The organism is Proteus vulgaris (assembly GCF_023100685.1).
Taxonomy (GTDB): Bacteria; Pseudomonadota; Gammaproteobacteria; order Enterobacterales; family Enterobacteriaceae; genus Proteus.
Genome location: NZ_CP090064.1, coordinates 1,682,932 through 1,698,734, shown reverse-complemented (window position 1 = coordinate 1,698,734; position 15,803 = coordinate 1,682,932). Strand labels below are relative to the sequence as shown.

Sequence of the window (15,803 nt, the reverse complement as noted above, 5' to 3'; positions counted from 1 at the left end):
AATACTCCACTTCCTATCGTGATTGCCCCCATTGCTGGAAGAGGCGATTCTGAATATCACGCTCAGTAACGTTATCGTTGGTTTCTGAAAAGGCTTGATAGAGATTGTCGTAAGCAGTATCAGAAAGATTATCGAGTTTTGAATTGGCTTTCGCTTGGTTCGTGCCACAAATAGTGTCCACCGTGGTTGCTAAGTCGATAACCTGTGCTCCAATTTCGCCCACCAACTGTTGTTTTTGTTGGCGATTTTGCTCTTTTTCTTTATCGAAGATTTTATTTAACGTGCTGTGAGCATTATCCGTATCTTGGCTTAATTGCGCGATATCTTGCTGTTGATTATCGCTATCACGCACTGCCCATGTACCTTGTGATACCGCAGATTGAATGGTGTTTTCAGCGCTGCCACTATGGTTGCCTGCCATTGCTAACGTATGGCTCATACTGTATTCAGCCAAAATCAATGAACTAATTGCTTATTTTCTGATTTTATAAGTTGTCAAAAAAGAGAATTTCAGCAATTCATCAGAACGACCTAAAACAATTGATAAATCGTCATTATTTTCTATGAAACTGATTTCGCCAATATTTAATTTTAGACATAGTCCAATACTATACTCTGGATTATCTAGTAATCTATACTCATAGATTTCATCCAAAATGCTATTTTTTGAAAAATCCAGTTCAACTAAATTATCTATTGGATATGCAAATGAATCTTGAATTTCATCTAAAAATTGGCATTGGGGTTCATTAAGTTCTTCTGCCAAATTAATATAACCTTCACCTATTGTTAATGAAAACCAACGTAAGCTCTCTATTTGAAAAAAAATAACAACATTTTTGCAAATTAAAGAATGATCAATAAAAAAAGAACGTCGTCTAAAGTTTAATAGTTTATGACCAACCACTTATCTAATCCTATTATCTAAAGTTAGGGGTGGCTTTTATAAAAAATAAAATAATAATACGGTATTATCATTCCATTACGTCATTGTGCATTAAAACAATTCAAAAAGTCATCACAGGCAAATAATCTCCGGCAATTCAATATAATGCAGAAGGATTATGAGCAGTCGGAACATCATGACCACGCACAATCAGCATTATGTCTTGCGCCTTTTTGTGATGTTACTACCATCCCCAAAAATATGGCTAAGTATATTAATTAAGATGTCAATCCAATAAGTTCTAATTCACTGGATAAATTCACTGGCATTATAAATAATATGTTCTTTATAGAGCTCGGTAATTCGTTATAACTTAACCTATTAATAGGTTTTGATATCAGCTTATAGCCTTCACCCATTCTATAATCGTAACTAAAAATACCTTTTCCTGCCATCTTTATGAAAGAACGAAAATATAAAAAACGACTTTCTTCATTTTCAAAGTAAGGTAAATTTGATTCTATGATCTCAATTTCTGATATTGACTCTAATGAATCAAAGTAATCATAAATAATTTCATAATTATCTATTGACTCTCTTATTTTCTCAGGAATAGTCCCATTTCCACCTGTAGAAAAATGAGCAATGGTTCCATCTTGGTAAGAAGAAAACCAATCTAAATCATTAGATTCTAAAAACTCATCATCCATATATACCATTATTCATCACCAAATATATTTTTACAATTATCACAGCGGGTAACAACTTCACCAGTTCTAGGACGAACCGCTGGTGTAAGTTATTTTAAATTAGGATTTGACAACATAAATTCATTAGTAGCTCTAAATTCTGCGCAGTTGATTGTCCTGTTGACTGAAGAGTAATTAAAAATACTTCAACATTAGGTATAGCGTTCTTGAAGCCTTTTCATAGAACGCTCTATCATATCTTCATTTTCTGGATACTCATTTAAATAGCTATTCGTTATCAACCGTATTAACTCAACAAATTTCTGAGGAGAGAGAGTAGAACTTTCGTAATCTCCAAACATAAAACTGACCTCATCAAATTCATCGGGTATATCCCAATCTTGGTCTAATGCGTAACCATTACCTTCTGATGGAGAAAAACCATGCCCTTCACTAGCCATCCTTAAAAACGCAGGATACATCATTTTATTATTTTTTAGTGTTTCAAAAATAATATCATATAAATCCCTGCCATCATTTTTATACAGATCTTTTTTTATATTTATTAACCAATCTAATTTGTCAATATTCATTTTTATCTCTTGGGGGCATTGTTATAAATACGTTATTAATTTCTCCAATTTTTGCATCTCTAGTCACCTCCAGTAACCATCAATCTGAGCTGAATCTTGTTTATGTACACCTGAAATAGTTCCTTATTTATGATTCAATACACCTAGCTGAGTATTATGTTCTGTAATTTTGTTTATTAAATCTCTAGGAATTAGCTTGCTAGTTTCATTAACTTACTCTGCAAGCAATAGGTCTCCATCAAATTGCCCACTAGAACGTTTAACATCTGAAACTTTGCTCGCCTTTTTAAAGCTATTTTGATCCGTTCCTGCATCTCAGCTTGGTATTTCCTTACCGCTCTTAACAAATGCCAAATAGGTTTTTGCTGCTATAAATTGAAGGGCTTTCGCTGTTGTAGTCGGCGGAGTCCCCCCCCACTATTTCAGCTGCTTTCTCTAGTGTCATCTCTTGTTGTGTTAAAAACACATCAAGCGGTATACCCGTAATATTTCCTCATACAATCATTATCCCCAAAGCCAGACAGTGGATTATCCAGCTGGTAGAGGATTAAGACAAAAATTTGATCGGACTTTTGGCATCAGTAGCTAAACTAGTTAAGCCGCTACTGATATTAATGACTATTCTATAAATCTTTATATCTGTCAGGAAGATATCTTCTATGCTCTATTAATTTAATTAAATTTTTTAAATCTTCTAAGTAATAAGATAATTCGTCTTTATTCGAATATTCTGTTTTTTCATATATTTGCTCAACCTCTACATCCTCACCCGCCAAGCCGGACTATTAATTATCCGACTGACTGAGAGAGTATAGTTATTGGCAAACCTAATCCTAAGATTAGGTTTGCCTAACAATCTAGCTTAAATGCGCATTAATTCTCTTGTATAAAAATTCATAAAAATTATAAGCATATAGATTTGACTCCCCTGATGGGAGTTCTAAATATATAGGGCACTCTCCATCTTGATATTTTGAATAATCAAAATAAAAAGTTTCACCCAAATCTGTTTCACTGATAACTAATTGTAATGGCTTTGCAGTTCCATTTCTTACATTCATTAGATTTTGATAAACTATGTCCCCACCACATACATCCTCAAAATTTATGCCATAAATACTATAAATCTCTTCCCCTCCTATTTCCCCTCCAACAAAATTTTTCAAAAAATCCTTATAAGATAAGGAAAATTGTAATCCTAATTTTTCTTCAGCTTTTCTAATCCATATATCATCAACTGAATCATTTACTGTACCAAAATCAACAAAATCACTATGTCCTGCTACAAGTTCTTCAACGTCAACTAATGTATAGTTATTCTTCATAATTTATTTACCGTAAGTTTCCGCTCTCTGTTTCCAGTATTCGTTTTTCCATTGCTCGAAAGCTGCTCTATCAATACCTAATGAAATTGTATTTGGATTAATATGAATAACTGAACTATTACCCTGATGAAAAGATTGGGTTGTTTCAGCTATAGCACCATCTTGTTTTTGAGTCATATGATGTAGATTAATAGATTTTCCATCAGTACCAATAGGTGCTCATCCTGATGCCATTCTCTCTAAGTTTGTACCAGCTAGCCGAACAGTTGATTATCCAGTTGGCAAAGGAGTAAGGGAGATAAGGAAGATCCCTATGAATACTGGGATCTATTATCAATAAAAATTATCGTCTAACTGACCTTCAGATTTTAATATCTCTAAAAATCTTTTATAGGCGGTTTCATCTAATTCAAGTAAGTCATCTAATAATGATTCTTCGATTAAAGCCCAATGATGGACGCTCTTTGCATCATCATTTGAAAAAAAGACTGTTTTAAAATCTAATTGATTATCAATGATTTTTACTTCATCAGCTTTATATGTTTGCAATCCGCCATAATTAATAGGCATTCCATAAAAATATGTTTCATCATCAAACCAATAAATAGCAAAAATATCAACAATAGAGCCATCTGATTCTTGTATCTTCATTTAACATTATCCTTTATTGTATCCACCACTTATTTTGGATCTTGTTGCATCCTCTGAGGTGACGTAATTTTCATATCATAATTGTGTTATACTAATAATCTCAGAAGTTAACGTTGCCCATGCACTTATATTCTGCTTTTCAGTCTCAGTGAGTTCTTCGGGAGTTTTACCATAAAGTGAGTGCGATAAAATACCCACTGTTTCCCCTGTCATTGCGCCAGAAGCTTGCACTAAGACATTCTCACCTTTTGCCGGTGCAAGGTCTGCATTCAGTAATACGTGCGCTATCGTGCGCTGGATATCACTTTCAACACTATTACCTTGAATTTGGTTTTTCACTTCATTGGCAAGATAAGGCGCGGAGCCATTGGCAATCGCGGTGACAATATTGTTGCCCATTACACCTTGCGTAAATGCGGTGATGGCTTGGATTGCGCGGGTATATTTACCCCCAGTACCAAAGTCGGATTGCTTGGTATAATTCTGTAATGCTTGCTGGAAGAGGTGATTCTGAATATCACGCTCGGTGACGTTATCGTTAATTTCTGAAAGGGCTTGATAGAGATTGTCGTAATTTAGATTTGAAAAAACTAGCACCAGAGAATTAATGCATAATTGCGAGTCCGAAACTGACTATCAGAGGTAAGTGGTGGAGTGAGTTAGGATTTACAGTGGGCAACAACGTCACGCTCACCCGCCAAACCGGACGGTTGATTATCCGAATGGCTAAGAGGAAGTGATAACATTAACGAAGATCCCATTATAAGTTGGGATCTTTAGCAATTAAATAATGATAAGCTCACCATGTCGATCAAAAGGCACATTCAGATCATAGTGACGAGTATAAGCATTAACTATATGCCTTAAATAACTATTTAGATCCCATTCTGTAGCGTCTATAATTTCTTCATTTTCATCATAGTGATAAATTCTATTAGGATCATCAGTTGCTGTAAGTAAAAAATAGTACTGAGTATAACTTTCCACTGAGATAAAAAATGATTTTTGTTTTATTAAATCATATCGTTGGTCTGTAGGTAGCTCATATCTCAGTGCATCTTGATACAACATAGCTCCTCTAACTGTTTGTCTACTTCTATAAAAAACTAAAGGATCATCACCAAACAGCCCCCCACTACAACGACCAATACTCGTTAAAAAATCATATAACTGATCTTTTACTTCAATATCATATAAACACTCAATTTTCTGAATTTCATCTACTGAGTAACCTCGCATATAGCTAACATCAATAGGTAACTCTGGATAAACAGAATGTAGATATTCAATTAGTTCATTGTTAATCATTTATTTTCCCCTGTAGATCCTTGATAAATATTCACATTCGCTTTTTGGCCTTTGTACGTTTTTTGAATATGGTTGAAGAGTTTTTGTTCAGCATGATTAAAATTAGTTTGCTTTGTCTCTATATTTCCTACACTAGTAAAACTATTTTTGTCTTCACGGATCACTGTATAATTTTTACCATTAATATTAATCTTATCTGGTGATTGACCTGACCATGATTTACCACTCACCGAAAGATAATATTCCGTTTTCCCTCCAACCGTGACAGAGGCAGTTGCATAACTGACCGCAGCATCATCTAATTGTGCTGATTTCTTTAGGTATTGTTTAGTCTCTTGTCTGATAGTACTTAAGTTCAGCGCAGGATCAGTCACTTGCTTCAAATCGTGAACTTGATAGTTATTTAATTTATCACTACCGGTTTGATTAAGTACAGTTTTGGGTGGTATTTGCTCATTTGGCTTTGTTGGTGTGACATCCTACTTTGCAGTTGATGATGTACTATTTCCTTTACCTTTACCACTCCCACCATTAATTATTCCGGGAAGTGCCATCGCTATCAAACCAGCTGTTTCTGGTTCAAGCCCCATTGCCTCAAATCGTTTAGCCCACTTGTGTTCGACTGTGATCCCTGTCGCATCCATATTCAACATATACACTGCAGGCAGATATTCACGAAAATCATCAGGCAACGATTTATCTGCGGCAAGATGTTTTATTGCTGTATCGAAAGCATTCCATTGTTCAACTAAATATCCATACTGCTGTTTACACTGCTCTGGTGAGGTTGAACAGATTTGCTTTATTTCTTCCTGTTGCCGAATATTGGCATCAACCATATCACGAATAACTTGCTGACATTCTTCACCGACACAAGTTCTTGCTTTATGTGCAAAATTTTCTAGTTGATTGGTGCTCAACCAATTATTCTCAACCACCACTTTCCCGGCTTGGGCTGCATTGGCAACGCCTGTACTATTATCGCTAATTAAACCGCCGACAATACCGGAAGTTAACGTTGCCCATGCACTTATATTCTGCTTTTCAGTTTCAGTGAGTTCTTCGGGGGTTTTGCCATAAAGTGAGTGCGATAAAATACCCACTGTTTCCCCTGTCATTGCGCCAGAGGCTTGCACTACTGCATTCTCACCTTTTGCCAACGCAAGGCTGGCATTCAGTAAGCCGTGCGCTATCGTGCGCTGAATATCACTTTCAACACAGTTACCTTGAATTTGGTTTTTCACTTCATTAGCAAGATAAGGCGCGGAACCATTAGCAATCGCGGTGACAATATTGTTGCCCATTACACCTTGCGTAAATGCGGTGATGGCTTGGATGGCACGGGTGTATTTACCCCCCGTACCAAAGTCGGATTGGTTGGTATAATTCTGTAATGCTTGCTGGAAGAGGTGATTCTGAATATCACGCTCGGTGACGTTATCGTTAATTTCTGAAAGGGCTTGATAGAGATTGTCGTAATTTAGATTAGAAAAATATGCTAATAAAATAATGCCAAAGGATTAGTACCAGATCATTAGTTCAAAACAAAATATTATAGATAATTAAATAAATTTACTAAAATTTATGCCACCTATACACCTACAACCTTCATCACCACAGGGCAATTGCCTTCGGCAATTCAACATAACACCCGAGGATTATGTCTTGCGCCCTTTGGTGATAGTAATTACAGACTGATGTTTGGCTGGACACTACAAAATTAATATCTATTTAATGATTGACTTAGCCGCTCAATGTTTATTTTCCCAATAATTCACAAATAGATGAATACCACTAAAACTCAAACCAAACACTCCCCCAAAAATAATCGGTTGTTTTAAAAAGAATATATCAATGTAAAAAATACCTAATTTCATATAATGAATAGATTCAACAATAAAACCAAGCAATAAAAATGTAATAAAAACCAGTGCAAAATAACAAAAAAATAACATTAAAAAATAATTAATTACTTTCATTTTCGTTCTCTATTTTGATTTTCTTCAATACTTCGCTAGTCTCTTTATTTAAATATTCTGAACCCGCGGATCCAAGAAGGCTACCTATAATTCCAGGCATTGGCGATATACTCGGCGGAGCTGTAATTGATGGCATTAAAACTAATGGGCGTTCTTTAAGCCCGTTAGACCAAGGATTAAATTTATTATCAAAATGGTGAGTTAACCATTTTGTGCCTCCATAGCCGGCTGTTGAACCAACTAATGCGCCTTCCATTGAGACCCAAGGTGATCCTCCATCAATTAAACTTGAAATACCCGCACCAATAGTATTGGTTGTGAGCGTTCCCCAATACCCCATTCCTGATGTTATTCCTCCTGTTAACAAAGAAGAACCAAAGCTTGCATAACTAAAGCTCGCTTTTGGGTCTGTGTTAATATTATGCACCTGCATGCCTAAATTTGCCGTGTGGTAGTTGTTACACCTACCACACGGCTAGCAACAGTAGTGCTACCTAACCAACTCGATACATAAGGGCTAATAGCCTTACTCATTGGTTGCTAAGTCGATAACCTGCGCAACTAACGAAGGTAGTCCCTATTGCTAAGCGCGATTTTAGTGTAAAAACACAGACAGCTAAAGTATAGGAGGTTAAAACCAGACACTATACAGTGGGTTATACCCCTAACTGAGATACCCTCCCCAACCCGAAACTGACTTTCAGTGGTAAGTGGTGGAGTGAGTTAGAATTTACGGTGGGCAGTCACTTTACCCTCACTCGCCAAGCTGGGCAACTGATCATCCAGCTGGCTGAGAACGAGTAAACTGATTGAGGTAAAAGATTAAAACTTGTCGGCATAGTCACTGTTTAAATAGCCACTATGCCATTATTTTTATAGATCTTTGTACCTATCTGGAAGGTATCTTCTATTCTCCATTGATTTTATTAGATTTTTTAGATCTGCTAAGTAATGTGATAACTCTTGTTTATTTGAGCATTCCGTTTTTTCATATATTTGCTCATCAGATAAATGAGTTAAAACGTAATTTAAGCAATCTGTATAAATTACAACTTCCGATTCAGATAAACGAATATCAAATAAAGTTACATCTGCTTCTGGTATGTAATTAATTTTTAGTGTATCCATCTTACCACCTCACATAATCAGAAAATTTTTCTTTAAATTCATCTAGTTTTTCATTACTAGGTCTATTCCATCGACCATCTCTAATACGTTGAGCCGTATTTTTGTCGCTATTTTTAAATGACGTGACCACTTCGCCATCAGGCTCAATTAGATGTATTCTTCCATCATTACCTTTTACAACCCAGCGACCATCATCTTGTATTAATATATCGGAAGGTCTCGATTTCTGAACATCATTAATGACGGAACCAACTGGCCGACCCTCTTTATTTCTGATCCCCGCATGTTCACCTTGCGTAATTTTGTCCAGATAAGCAAGGTCATCTAACGTTGGTTTTTCAGGTACTGGTGTTTCTGTCAAGTTATCTCTTGGTTTAGGTATCTGGTCACCACCAGTATCAGTCCAAATTTGGACTGATATTTGATCTCCTCCAGTATCAGTCTGCCCTTGGTCTGGTATCTGATTGCCACCCGTATCAATCCTATCTTGATCTGGCATTTGATTACCACCAGTATGTGATGGTATACCAAGCCTGCCACCCCCAAGGTTCAGAGCCAAATATTAACCTTGCGATCCCTTTGTTATGAATTATTTGTTCATCAATATAAGCAACCTGTTCCGGTGAAAGGTTCCTCATGGCTTTTATATCACCATTTCTGGCAGCAGCTCCAGCATCCATGGCTTCTTGAATTTGCGCTGATGTTAAACCAAAATTTACCCCTAATTGCATAAGACCATTTCGACAGGTCGCATTTTTCATGCACCATTCGTAACCCTTTTCTAGGCCTTTAATGATTGGCTTAGCAGCACCTATCGCATTATTCTCAACCACCACTTTCCCTGCTTGGGCGGCATTGGCAACTCCGGTGCTATTATCGTTGATTAAACCGCCGACAATACCGGAAGTTAACGTTGCCCATGCACTTATATTCTGCTTTTCAGTTTCAGTGAGTTCTTCGGGGGTTTTGCCATAAAATGAGTGCGATAAAATACCCACCGTTTCGCCCGTCATTGCGCCAGAAGCTTGCACTACTGCATTCTCGCCTTTTGCCAATGCAAGGCCTGCATTCAGTAATCCATGCGCTATCGTGCGCTGAATATCACTTTCAACACTGTTACCTTGAATTTGGTTTTTCACTTCGTTAGCAAGATAAGGCGCGGAGCCATTGGCAATCGCGGTAACAATGTTGTTACCCATCACACCTTGCGTAAATGCAGTGATGGCTTGGATTGCGCGGGTGTATTTCCCCCCGTGCCAAAGTCAGATTGGTTGGTATAATCCTGTAAGGCTTGCTGGAAGAGGTGATTTTGAATATCACGCTCGGTGACGTTATCGTTGGTTTCTGAAAGGGCTTGATAGAGATTGTCGTATCAAAAACATCCCATTGCTCAAACAGATAACCATACTGCTGTTTACACTGCTCTCATCTGATCAACGTTCCCCATTTTATGGATATAAACGGTTTTACTCTTATCTCAACTTTTGTTCTTATATCTTCTAAGACTATTTCAGAATATAAATATTCACCAGCCATATCTTCTTTTATCATAAATTTATTTACACTTTCGCTGAGGTGCCTTGCGATTTCATTCCCATTAAATTCTAATACTGTTTGTATCCATCCTTCTAATATACTAAAAGAAAACACTAGGTGAACTCCATTATTATCTGTAAATTCATATGCAACATGCCGATCCAAATGATCTACTAATGTCGGTTCACTTTCAAAAAACGAAAGTAGAGCTAAATCATCAGGATGAGATTCAATAAACATTATTTTCTTCCTTCTTTTGGTATTGTTGTTACGAACCGTCAAGTTCCATCAGGCATAATTTAAAATGATGTTTCTAATTTTGTTACTTTTCCTGACGGGCCAAATAATAATGATCCCCTAACTTCATATTTACCATAATTATCACTATATACTTTTATAATGTTTCCTTGCGTCTTAGGTACATGTGAGAGGTGATCAATTAAAAATTTAGCACCTTTTTCATCTGTTGAAATACCTAAACGCCTCATAGATTGTTCTAATTGAGTCGAACGGGCTTCATTATGTTTATTGCTGTTTACTTTTCCGAATAAATAATTAACTTTATTTGGGTCAATAATTACATTGCTTTTGGCTGCTTGTTTATCAAGTAAAATTAATTGCTGATTATAAACCGAATTCGTTTCTTTTTGGTTAAGGTCTCTTGTATTTCTAGAGTTTTCAGCAATTCTATTTAATGCATTTTTTCTGATTCTAACTTGGTGTTATTGATTCGTTTATCTGTTGTTCCACGATTACCTTTACCACTTCCACCATTAATCATTCCGGGAAGTGCCATCGCTATCAAACCAGCTGTTTCTGGTTCAAGCCCCATTGCCTCAAATCGTTTAGCCCACTGATGTGCGACTGTGATCCCTGTCGCATCCATACTCAACATATACACTGCAGGCAGATAATCACGAAAATCATCAGGCAACGATTTATCTGCGGCAAGATGTTTTATTGCTGTATCGAAAGCATTCCATTGTTCAACTAAATATCCATACTGCTGTTTACACTGCTCTGGTGAGGTTGAACAGATTTGCTTTATTTCTTCCTGTTGCCGAATATTGGCATCAACCATATCACGAATAACTTGCTGACATTCTTCACCGACACAAGTTCTTGCTTTATGTGCAAAATTTTCTAGTTGATTGGTGCTCAACCAATTATTCTCAACCACCACTTTCCCGGCTTGGGCGGCATTGGCAACGCCTGTGCTATTATCGCTAATTAAACCGCCGACAATACCGGAAGTTAACGTTGCCCATGCACTTATATTCTGCTTTTCAGTTTCAGTGAGTTCTTCGGGGGTTTTGCCATAAAGTGAGTGCGATAAAATACCCACTGTTTCCCCTGTCATTGCGCCAGAGGCTTGCACTACTGCATTCTCACCTTTTGCCAACGCAAGGCTGGCATTCAGTAAGCCGTGGGTAATGGTGCGCTGAATATCACTTTCAACACTGTTACCTTGAATTTGGTTTTTCACTTCGTTAGCAAGATAAGGCGCGGAACCATTAGCAATCGCGGAACAATATTGTTGCCCATTACACCTTGCGTAAATGCAGTGATAGCCTGAATAGCTCGGGTATATTTACCCCCCGTGCCAAAGTCAGATCGGTTGGTATAATCCTGTAAGGCTTGCTGGAAGAGGTGATTTTGAATATCACGCTCGGTGACGTTATCATTGGTTTCTGAAAGAGCTTGGTAGAGATTGTAGAAAAACTAGCACCAGAGAATTAGTCCATAATTGCGAGTCAAAAACTGACTATCAAATAAGGGTTCTTTATTTTCAATACCTTTTAGAAACTACATTAATCATCATTTTATAATTCTTTTCTGAGGTAAATAAAACCACTTAAAGGATCTAATTCTCTAATTTGTCTCATGTCAAAAAAACTCGCCTTATATATCATCATTGGATGAAGTATTCGCAAGTATATTTGTTATTATTTCACCTACGCTTTCGTGATCTTCATCACTTTGCTCCCCATCAAGATAATATCTTATCGTCAATACTTCTTTTCATCGAAACCAATTGCTATAGCTCTTACTGATGAGAAAATCTCACCTAATATAGCTTTTGATGTCCATATATAACTAATCTGGTATTTTATCTAACATTATTAAATCTTATTTTTGTACTAGATTTGCAGGTACAATATGTACACCATTTTTTCTATAGTGGATTATTCCATAATTTGTCGGTTGTCCATCATATATACCTATTGATTTACCAAAATCAATAACTGACTAGTTACGTGGAGTTAACTTTAAAATAGGATATTTTCTTAAGTGAACTCCATTTAATAATTCTTGAAGATTCACAACCTCCATTAATAGTGATCTACCTGAACTATACAGAGATCCCCATATAAAATGGAGATCCTTATAATTTATTATTTTTTTATTATTAACTCTTTCATATGTTGTAAGCTGATATCATTACTATTCATTTTTAGCTCATTAGCAATATCAACTGCTATATGATACTCCTCTGATGTTATAGGAATATCATATTCACTGATGTGATCACAAATAGTTTCAAATGCTAGGCCTATTTCATCATATCCTACGTAATTAATTGCATCTTGTAATAACTCAGTATCTAAGCGATCAAAAAAGAGTGTTCCAAAGTTTTTAATTTGGATATCTAATTTAGTCATGATGTATCATTCTCACTTAATTGGTTTATATGCTTTAGGTACTGGATTTGGATCAGGAAATGCAGTTACTACTTTACCTGTTGAAGGCAAGTAAACAACCCTGATTCTAACTCCATCTCGTTCTTCGTAAGCGACCCATTTAGCTGGTTTACCCTTACTAGTAAAGGTTCCTCCAGTTCCAGTTTGCGCGTACCATTGAGTTGTTGGTGATGTGGTTATATCACCAATTTCATGTATTATTTTTTCTGCTGGCCAATTAGATGGAAAAGTTGTTTTCCCTGAATTACCAGGGAACAAGTGGCCACCTTGAGTTGGGCTTTCTCCATATAGTATATGCAGCTTCGCTTCTGGAGAGAGAATATCAATATAATTTGTATTAGGATCAACTTTTCCAACAATATCTTTATAAGGTAACAAATCCGCATTATATTTAGTCTCACCTTTCTCTACCTTTGTAATACTTTCAATTTCTTTGGGACTATATACCCCGTTTTTATCTACAGCCCATTTACTACCAGCGCCTAATTCAGCACTATTATTTGAGCCTTTTGGTGGTATCAGCTCTAACTTAACTCTAGGTTTTGCAATATCTTTCCCAAATTGCTTAACCAATATACCTGAATTTACAACCGCTGATACTCCACCAAAGGCATAAATAGAACCAACATACATCCCGGCTCGAACACGCGCTTCGTTATCGGGATAACCAAAGTTTTTAAACGCTTCCGTATAAGACTCTAACAGATTAAACGCTTGCTGTGCTTCCGATGATGTCGAGTTCAACAAACGCTCGATTTCTTGATAACCTGCTTGCGCTGTTTTTAGGTTTTGATACGTTAGGTTTACATAGGTGTCTATCGCCTTAAATGCATCTTTTCTGGCTGCGGTACATTCTGGTGAGGTACCGCCTGCACAAGCATCAAGCACAGCTTGTGTTGTATTTATATCTTTAATCCGTAACTCAGCCAGTTTCAGTTGTTCAACTTCAGTTATATTTCCTTGACGCTCTTTAAGCTCCAACAATGTTTTTTGGCGATGGTCTGAGTTATTTAAATAATTATTCTCAACCACCACTTTCCCTGCTTGGGCGGCATTGGCAACGCCTGTGCTATTATCGCTGATTAAACCGCCGACAATACCGGAAGTTAACGTTGCCCATGCACTTATATTCTGCTTTTCAGTTTCGGTGAGTTCTTCGGGGGTTTTGCCATAAAATGAGTGCGATAAAATACCCACCGTTTCCCCTGTCATTGCGCCAGAGGCTTGCACTACTGCATTCTCACCTTTTGCCAACGCAAGGCTGGCATTCAGTAAGCCGTGGGTAATGGTGCGCTGAATATCACTTTCAACACTGTTACCTTGGATTTGGTTTTTCACTTCATTGGCAAGATAAGGGGCGGAACCATTAGCAATCGCGGTAACAATATTGTTGCCCATTACACCTTGCGTAAATGCGGTGATGGCTTGAATAGCTCAGGTATATTTCCCCCGAGCCAAAATCAGATCGGTTGGTATAATCCTGTAAGGCTTGCTGGAAGAGGTGATTTTGAATATCACGCTCGGTGACGTTATCGTTGGTTTCTGAAAGGGCTTGATAGAGATTGTCGTAAGCAGTATCAGAAAGATTATCGAGTTTTGAATCAGCTTTCGCTTGGTTCGTACCACGAATAGTATCAATCGTGGTTGCTAAGTCGATAACCTGCGGCCCATATTCGCCAGCATATTCCCTTCCCCCCCTCCCGAAGTACTTACACCACCGGATTGATGCTCAACTTTATATTCTGCGTAATTATGGATATCACTAAAACCTAATGTACCTGTGTCCATTCCCCATTAATTGAGGCACTTCAAATTAGAGTTTTCTAACTGTTTACGGTATATCTCCGTTAGGAGATTATGTAAACTTTCATGGACTCGATTCAGATTGTAATCTTGTCGCCAAAGGCAGTTCCTATGGCTAAACCCTATTGTTGTATAAAAAATACCAACGACTAAAGAAAACGAGGAAAAATAAGCTAATATACAGTGAGTTATGCCACAACTCACCTTAAGCGGTAAGTGGCTGGCTGAGCAGGAATGATACAGCTAAGGAGAAACCCAGTGTGGGATTGGGTCAAAAATCATTACACTAGACTGGCATTTTTAACAATAAGCTATCTATAATCTCTTTGTTTTCTGGATGCAACTTTAAATATCTTTCACCAGCCAAACGGACATAATGATAGAAAGTATTTTCATCAACTATAACAATATCTTCCTCCATTGGGGGATAACCTATTGCAATTTCAACGCCTTTAAAATGATCTTCGACATCAAAACTATCCATATCAGGAAAGTGACAATAAGCTCCGTCTGTATTTAGTGTCCATTTTTTTGATAAGAGCTCTATTAGTTCCATAAACTTCCCATCTTTATACATTCTGTCAAAATATGATATAACGATTGGATTTAAACCTGCATTAATATCAGACTGCTCAAATAATTCTTTTTTCATATAGCACCTCAATTAGGATGAAAGTTACGAACTTTACCAGTTGTTTTATCAACGTATATCCTAAAACTGACGCCATCAACTGTTGCTGTAGCTTGTCCGTCTCTGCTGTTCGTTGCTTCTTTGTATCCTTTTGCTGAAGCTTTCTGACCTAAGTCTAATATTTTTTGATCTGAAAAAAATTTAGGATCATAAACTGTTTTTCAAAGATTTCATTTTTATAGCCCCATCTAGTTTTCCCGTTCTATCTTTGGTTGGTATTTGATAAGTAATATGAGTAATTCCTTTTACATCAGTAAGTGTTTCAGACAAAATCTTTACGCTATTATCAGATACAGCTTTATAAAATGAGTCAGAATTATGACCTCCAGAAATTCCTCTTCTTTGACTAAAACCATCTACTTTAGACACATGACCGGGCAATTTTTCTATATCAAAATTTATACCATCAGGATAATCTATACTACCTACTTCTGAGACATCTTTTCCTTTATCTGCCAGATAAACAACATCATCTAACGTTGGTTTTTCAGGTAGTGGTGTTTCTGTCAAGT

General features: G+C 36.8%; 24 protein-coding genes. 1 reads left to right on the top strand and 23 read right to left on the bottom strand.

From position 1 onward, the window contains the following. Positions 1–13: 13 nt before the first annotated feature. The 8 genes from LW139_RS08215 to LW139_RS08180 all read right to left on the bottom strand — a co-directional run bounded on the left by LW139_RS08215 (position 14) and on the right by LW139_RS08180 (position 4,741). Entirely contained in the window at positions 14–439 is a 426-nt protein-coding gene (locus LW139_RS08215) for a hypothetical protein (protein ID WP_247851037.1), read from the bottom strand. 33 nt (positions 440–472) lie between these two features. Then, positions 473–907, bottom strand: coding sequence for a hypothetical protein (locus tag LW139_RS08210; protein WP_247851036.1), 435 nt, complete (start codon positions 905–907; stop codon positions 473–475). Positions 908–1,164: 257 nt separating this feature from the next. Next, entirely contained in the window at positions 1,165–1,596 is a 432-nt protein-coding gene (locus tag LW139_RS08205; protein WP_247851035.1) for a hypothetical protein, read from the bottom strand. A 191-nt stretch (positions 1,597–1,787) separates the two neighbouring features. Continuing rightward, positions 1,788–2,168: a hypothetical protein gene (locus tag LW139_RS08200; RefSeq protein WP_109410235.1), complete on the bottom strand. Its 381-nt coding sequence runs from the start codon at positions 2,166–2,168 to the stop codon at positions 1,788–1,790. 857 nt (positions 2,169–3,025) lie between these two features. Next, entirely contained in the window at positions 3,026–3,493 is a 468-nt protein-coding gene (locus LW139_RS08195; RefSeq protein ID WP_247851034.1) for an SMI1/KNR4 family protein, read from the bottom strand. A gap of 3 nt (positions 3,494–3,496) precedes the next feature. Continuing rightward, positions 3,497–3,670 carry an HNH/ENDO VII family nuclease gene (locus LW139_RS08190; RefSeq protein ID WP_247851033.1) on the bottom strand — a complete coding sequence of 58 codons (174 nt, stop codon included), beginning with the start codon at positions 3,668–3,670 and terminating at the stop codon, positions 3,497–3,499. A gap of 156 nt (positions 3,671–3,826) precedes the next feature. Beyond that, entirely contained in the window at positions 3,827–4,144 is a 318-nt protein-coding gene (locus LW139_RS08185; protein WP_109850588.1) for a hypothetical protein, read from the bottom strand. Positions 4,145–4,219: 75 nt separating this feature from the next. Beyond that, entirely contained in the window at positions 4,220–4,741 is a 522-nt protein-coding gene (locus LW139_RS08180) for a hypothetical protein (RefSeq protein WP_247851032.1), read from the bottom strand. Between the two features lie 14 nt (positions 4,742–4,755). Between LW139_RS08180 and LW139_RS08175 the strand changes: the two genes are divergently transcribed. After that, on the top strand, positions 4,756–4,884 hold the full coding sequence (locus tag LW139_RS08175; protein ID WP_348983692.1) for a SymE family type I addiction module toxin: 129 nt from the start codon (positions 4,756–4,758) through the stop codon (positions 4,882–4,884). Positions 4,885–4,927: 43 nt separating this feature from the next. Here LW139_RS08175 and LW139_RS08170 read toward each other — a convergent pair whose 3' ends face one another. The 15 genes from LW139_RS08170 to LW139_RS08100 all read right to left on the bottom strand — a co-directional run bounded on the left by LW139_RS08170 (position 4,928) and on the right by LW139_RS08100 (position 15,801). Next, positions 4,928–5,452, bottom strand: a complete 525-nt coding sequence (locus LW139_RS08170; protein ID WP_247851031.1) for a hypothetical protein — start codon at positions 5,450–5,452, stop codon at positions 4,928–4,930. Beyond that, a complete protein-coding gene (locus tag LW139_RS08165) occupies positions 5,449–5,835 on the bottom strand; it encodes a hypothetical protein (RefSeq protein ID WP_247851030.1) in 387 nt (128 codons plus the stop codon). The genes LW139_RS08170 and LW139_RS08165 overlap by 4 nt, the downstream gene beginning before the upstream one ends. Before the next feature lie 96 nt (positions 5,836–5,931). Further along, positions 5,932–6,756, bottom strand: a complete 825-nt coding sequence (locus LW139_RS08160; protein WP_247851029.1) for a VENN motif pre-toxin domain-containing protein — start codon at positions 6,754–6,756, stop codon at positions 5,932–5,934. Positions 6,757–7,417: 661 nt separating this feature from the next. Then, complete coding sequence (locus tag LW139_RS08155) at positions 7,418–7,858, bottom strand: hypothetical protein (protein WP_227336712.1); 441 nt, start codon at positions 7,856–7,858, stop codon at positions 7,418–7,420. 446 nt (positions 7,859–8,304) lie between these two features. Then, positions 8,305–8,559 carry a hypothetical protein gene (locus LW139_RS08150; protein WP_166541448.1) on the bottom strand — a complete coding sequence of 85 codons (255 nt, stop codon included), beginning with the start codon at positions 8,557–8,559 and terminating at the stop codon, positions 8,305–8,307. Position 8,560: 1 nt separating this feature from the next. Further along, the gene (locus LW139_RS08145; protein ID WP_247851028.1) at positions 8,561–9,058 is read right to left on the bottom strand and encodes a hypothetical protein; all 498 of its coding nucleotides are present in this window, start codon (positions 9,056–9,058) and stop codon (positions 8,561–8,563) included. 4 nt (positions 9,059–9,062) lie between these two features. Further along, positions 9,063–9,758: a VENN motif pre-toxin domain-containing protein gene (locus tag LW139_RS08140; protein ID WP_247851027.1), complete on the bottom strand. Its 696-nt coding sequence runs from the start codon at positions 9,756–9,758 to the stop codon at positions 9,063–9,065. Positions 9,759–9,984: 226 nt separating this feature from the next. Beyond that, positions 9,985–10,335, bottom strand: a complete 351-nt coding sequence (locus LW139_RS08135) for a hypothetical protein (RefSeq protein WP_247851026.1) — start codon at positions 10,333–10,335, stop codon at positions 9,985–9,987. 59 nt (positions 10,336–10,394) lie between these two features. After that, positions 10,395–10,583 carry a hypothetical protein gene (locus tag LW139_RS08130; RefSeq protein ID WP_247851025.1) on the bottom strand — a complete coding sequence of 63 codons (189 nt, stop codon included), beginning with the start codon at positions 10,581–10,583 and terminating at the stop codon, positions 10,395–10,397. 203 nt (positions 10,584–10,786) lie between these two features. Continuing rightward, entirely contained in the window at positions 10,787–11,581 is a 795-nt protein-coding gene (locus LW139_RS08125; RefSeq protein WP_247851024.1) for a VENN motif pre-toxin domain-containing protein, read from the bottom strand. Between the two features lie 644 nt (positions 11,582–12,225). After that, on the bottom strand, positions 12,226–12,315 hold the full coding sequence (locus tag LW139_RS20725) for a polymorphic toxin type 50 domain-containing protein (protein WP_432652212.1): 90 nt from the start codon (positions 12,313–12,315) through the stop codon (positions 12,226–12,228). Between the two features lie 176 nt (positions 12,316–12,491). Beyond that, positions 12,492–12,758: a MafI family immunity protein gene (locus LW139_RS08120; protein WP_210813807.1), complete on the bottom strand. Its 267-nt coding sequence runs from the start codon at positions 12,756–12,758 to the stop codon at positions 12,492–12,494. A 12-nt stretch (positions 12,759–12,770) separates the two neighbouring features. Beyond that, complete coding sequence (locus LW139_RS20575) at positions 12,771–14,195, bottom strand: VENN motif pre-toxin domain-containing protein (protein ID WP_282186887.1); 1,425 nt, start codon at positions 14,193–14,195, stop codon at positions 12,771–12,773. 691 nt (positions 14,196–14,886) lie between these two features. Beyond that, the gene (gene cdiI, locus LW139_RS08105) at positions 14,887–15,252 is read right to left on the bottom strand and encodes a ribonuclease toxin immunity protein CdiI (RefSeq protein ID WP_247851023.1); all 366 of its coding nucleotides are present in this window, start codon (positions 15,250–15,252) and stop codon (positions 14,887–14,889) included. Between the two features lie 186 nt (positions 15,253–15,438). Then, entirely contained in the window at positions 15,439–15,801 is a 363-nt protein-coding gene (locus LW139_RS08100) for a CdiA family toxin C-terminal domain-containing protein (protein WP_247851022.1), read from the bottom strand. Positions 15,802–15,803 lie beyond the last annotated feature (2 nt).

What these genes read in the sequence shown, in the direction of transcription:
- LW139_RS08215 (WP_247851037.1), bottom strand. Translation starts at nt 439, where the DNA reads ATGAGCCATACGTTAGCAATGGCAGGCAACCATAGTGGCAGCGCTGAA.
- LW139_RS08205 (WP_247851035.1), bottom strand. Translation starts at nt 1,596, where the DNA reads ATGGATGATGAGTTTTTAGAATCTAATGATTTAGATTGGTTTTCTTCT.
- LW139_RS08200 (WP_109410235.1), bottom strand. Translation starts at nt 2,168, where the DNA reads ATGAATATTGACAAATTAGATTGGTTAATAAATATAAAAAAAGATCTG.
- LW139_RS08195 (WP_247851034.1), bottom strand. Translation starts at nt 3,493, where the DNA reads ATGAAGAATAACTATACATTAGTTGACGTTGAAGAACTTGTAGCAGGA.
- LW139_RS08190 (WP_247851033.1), bottom strand. Translation starts at nt 3,670, where the DNA reads ATGACTCAAAAACAAGATGGTGCTATAGCTGAAACAACCCAATCTTTT.
- LW139_RS08185 (WP_109850588.1), bottom strand. Translation starts at nt 4,144, where the DNA reads ATGAAGATACAAGAATCAGATGGCTCTATTGTTGATATTTTTGCTATT.
- LW139_RS08170 (WP_247851031.1), bottom strand. Translation starts at nt 5,452, where the DNA reads ATGATTAACAATGAACTAATTGAATATCTACATTCTGTTTATCCAGAG.
- LW139_RS08160 (WP_247851029.1), bottom strand. Translation starts at nt 6,756, where the DNA reads ATGGGCAACAATATTGTCACCGCGATTGCTAATGGTTCCGCGCCTTAT.
- LW139_RS08150 (WP_166541448.1), bottom strand. Translation starts at nt 8,559, where the DNA reads ATGGATACACTAAAAATTAATTACATACCAGAAGCAGATGTAACTTTA.
- LW139_RS08145 (WP_247851028.1), bottom strand. Translation starts at nt 9,058, where the DNA reads ATGCCAGATCAAGATAGGATTGATACGGGTGGCAATCAGATACCAGAC.
- LW139_RS08140 (WP_247851027.1), bottom strand. Translation starts at nt 9,758, where the DNA reads ATGGGTAACAACATTGTTACCGCGATTGCCAATGGCTCCGCGCCTTAT.
- LW139_RS08135 (WP_247851026.1), bottom strand. Translation starts at nt 10,335, where the DNA reads ATGTTTATTGAATCTCATCCTGATGATTTAGCTCTACTTTCGTTTTTT.
- LW139_RS08130 (WP_247851025.1), bottom strand. Translation starts at nt 10,583, where the DNA reads ATGAGGCGTTTAGGTATTTCAACAGATGAAAAAGGTGCTAAATTTTTA.
- LW139_RS08120 (WP_210813807.1), bottom strand. Translation starts at nt 12,758, where the DNA reads ATGACTAAATTAGATATCCAAATTAAAAACTTTGGAACACTCTTTTTT.
- LW139_RS20575 (WP_282186887.1), bottom strand. Translation starts at nt 14,195, where the DNA reads ATGGGCAACAATATTGTTACCGCGATTGCTAATGGTTCCGCCCCTTAT.
- cdiI (WP_247851023.1), bottom strand. Translation starts at nt 15,252, where the DNA reads ATGAAAAAAGAATTATTTGAGCAGTCTGATATTAATGCAGGTTTAAAT.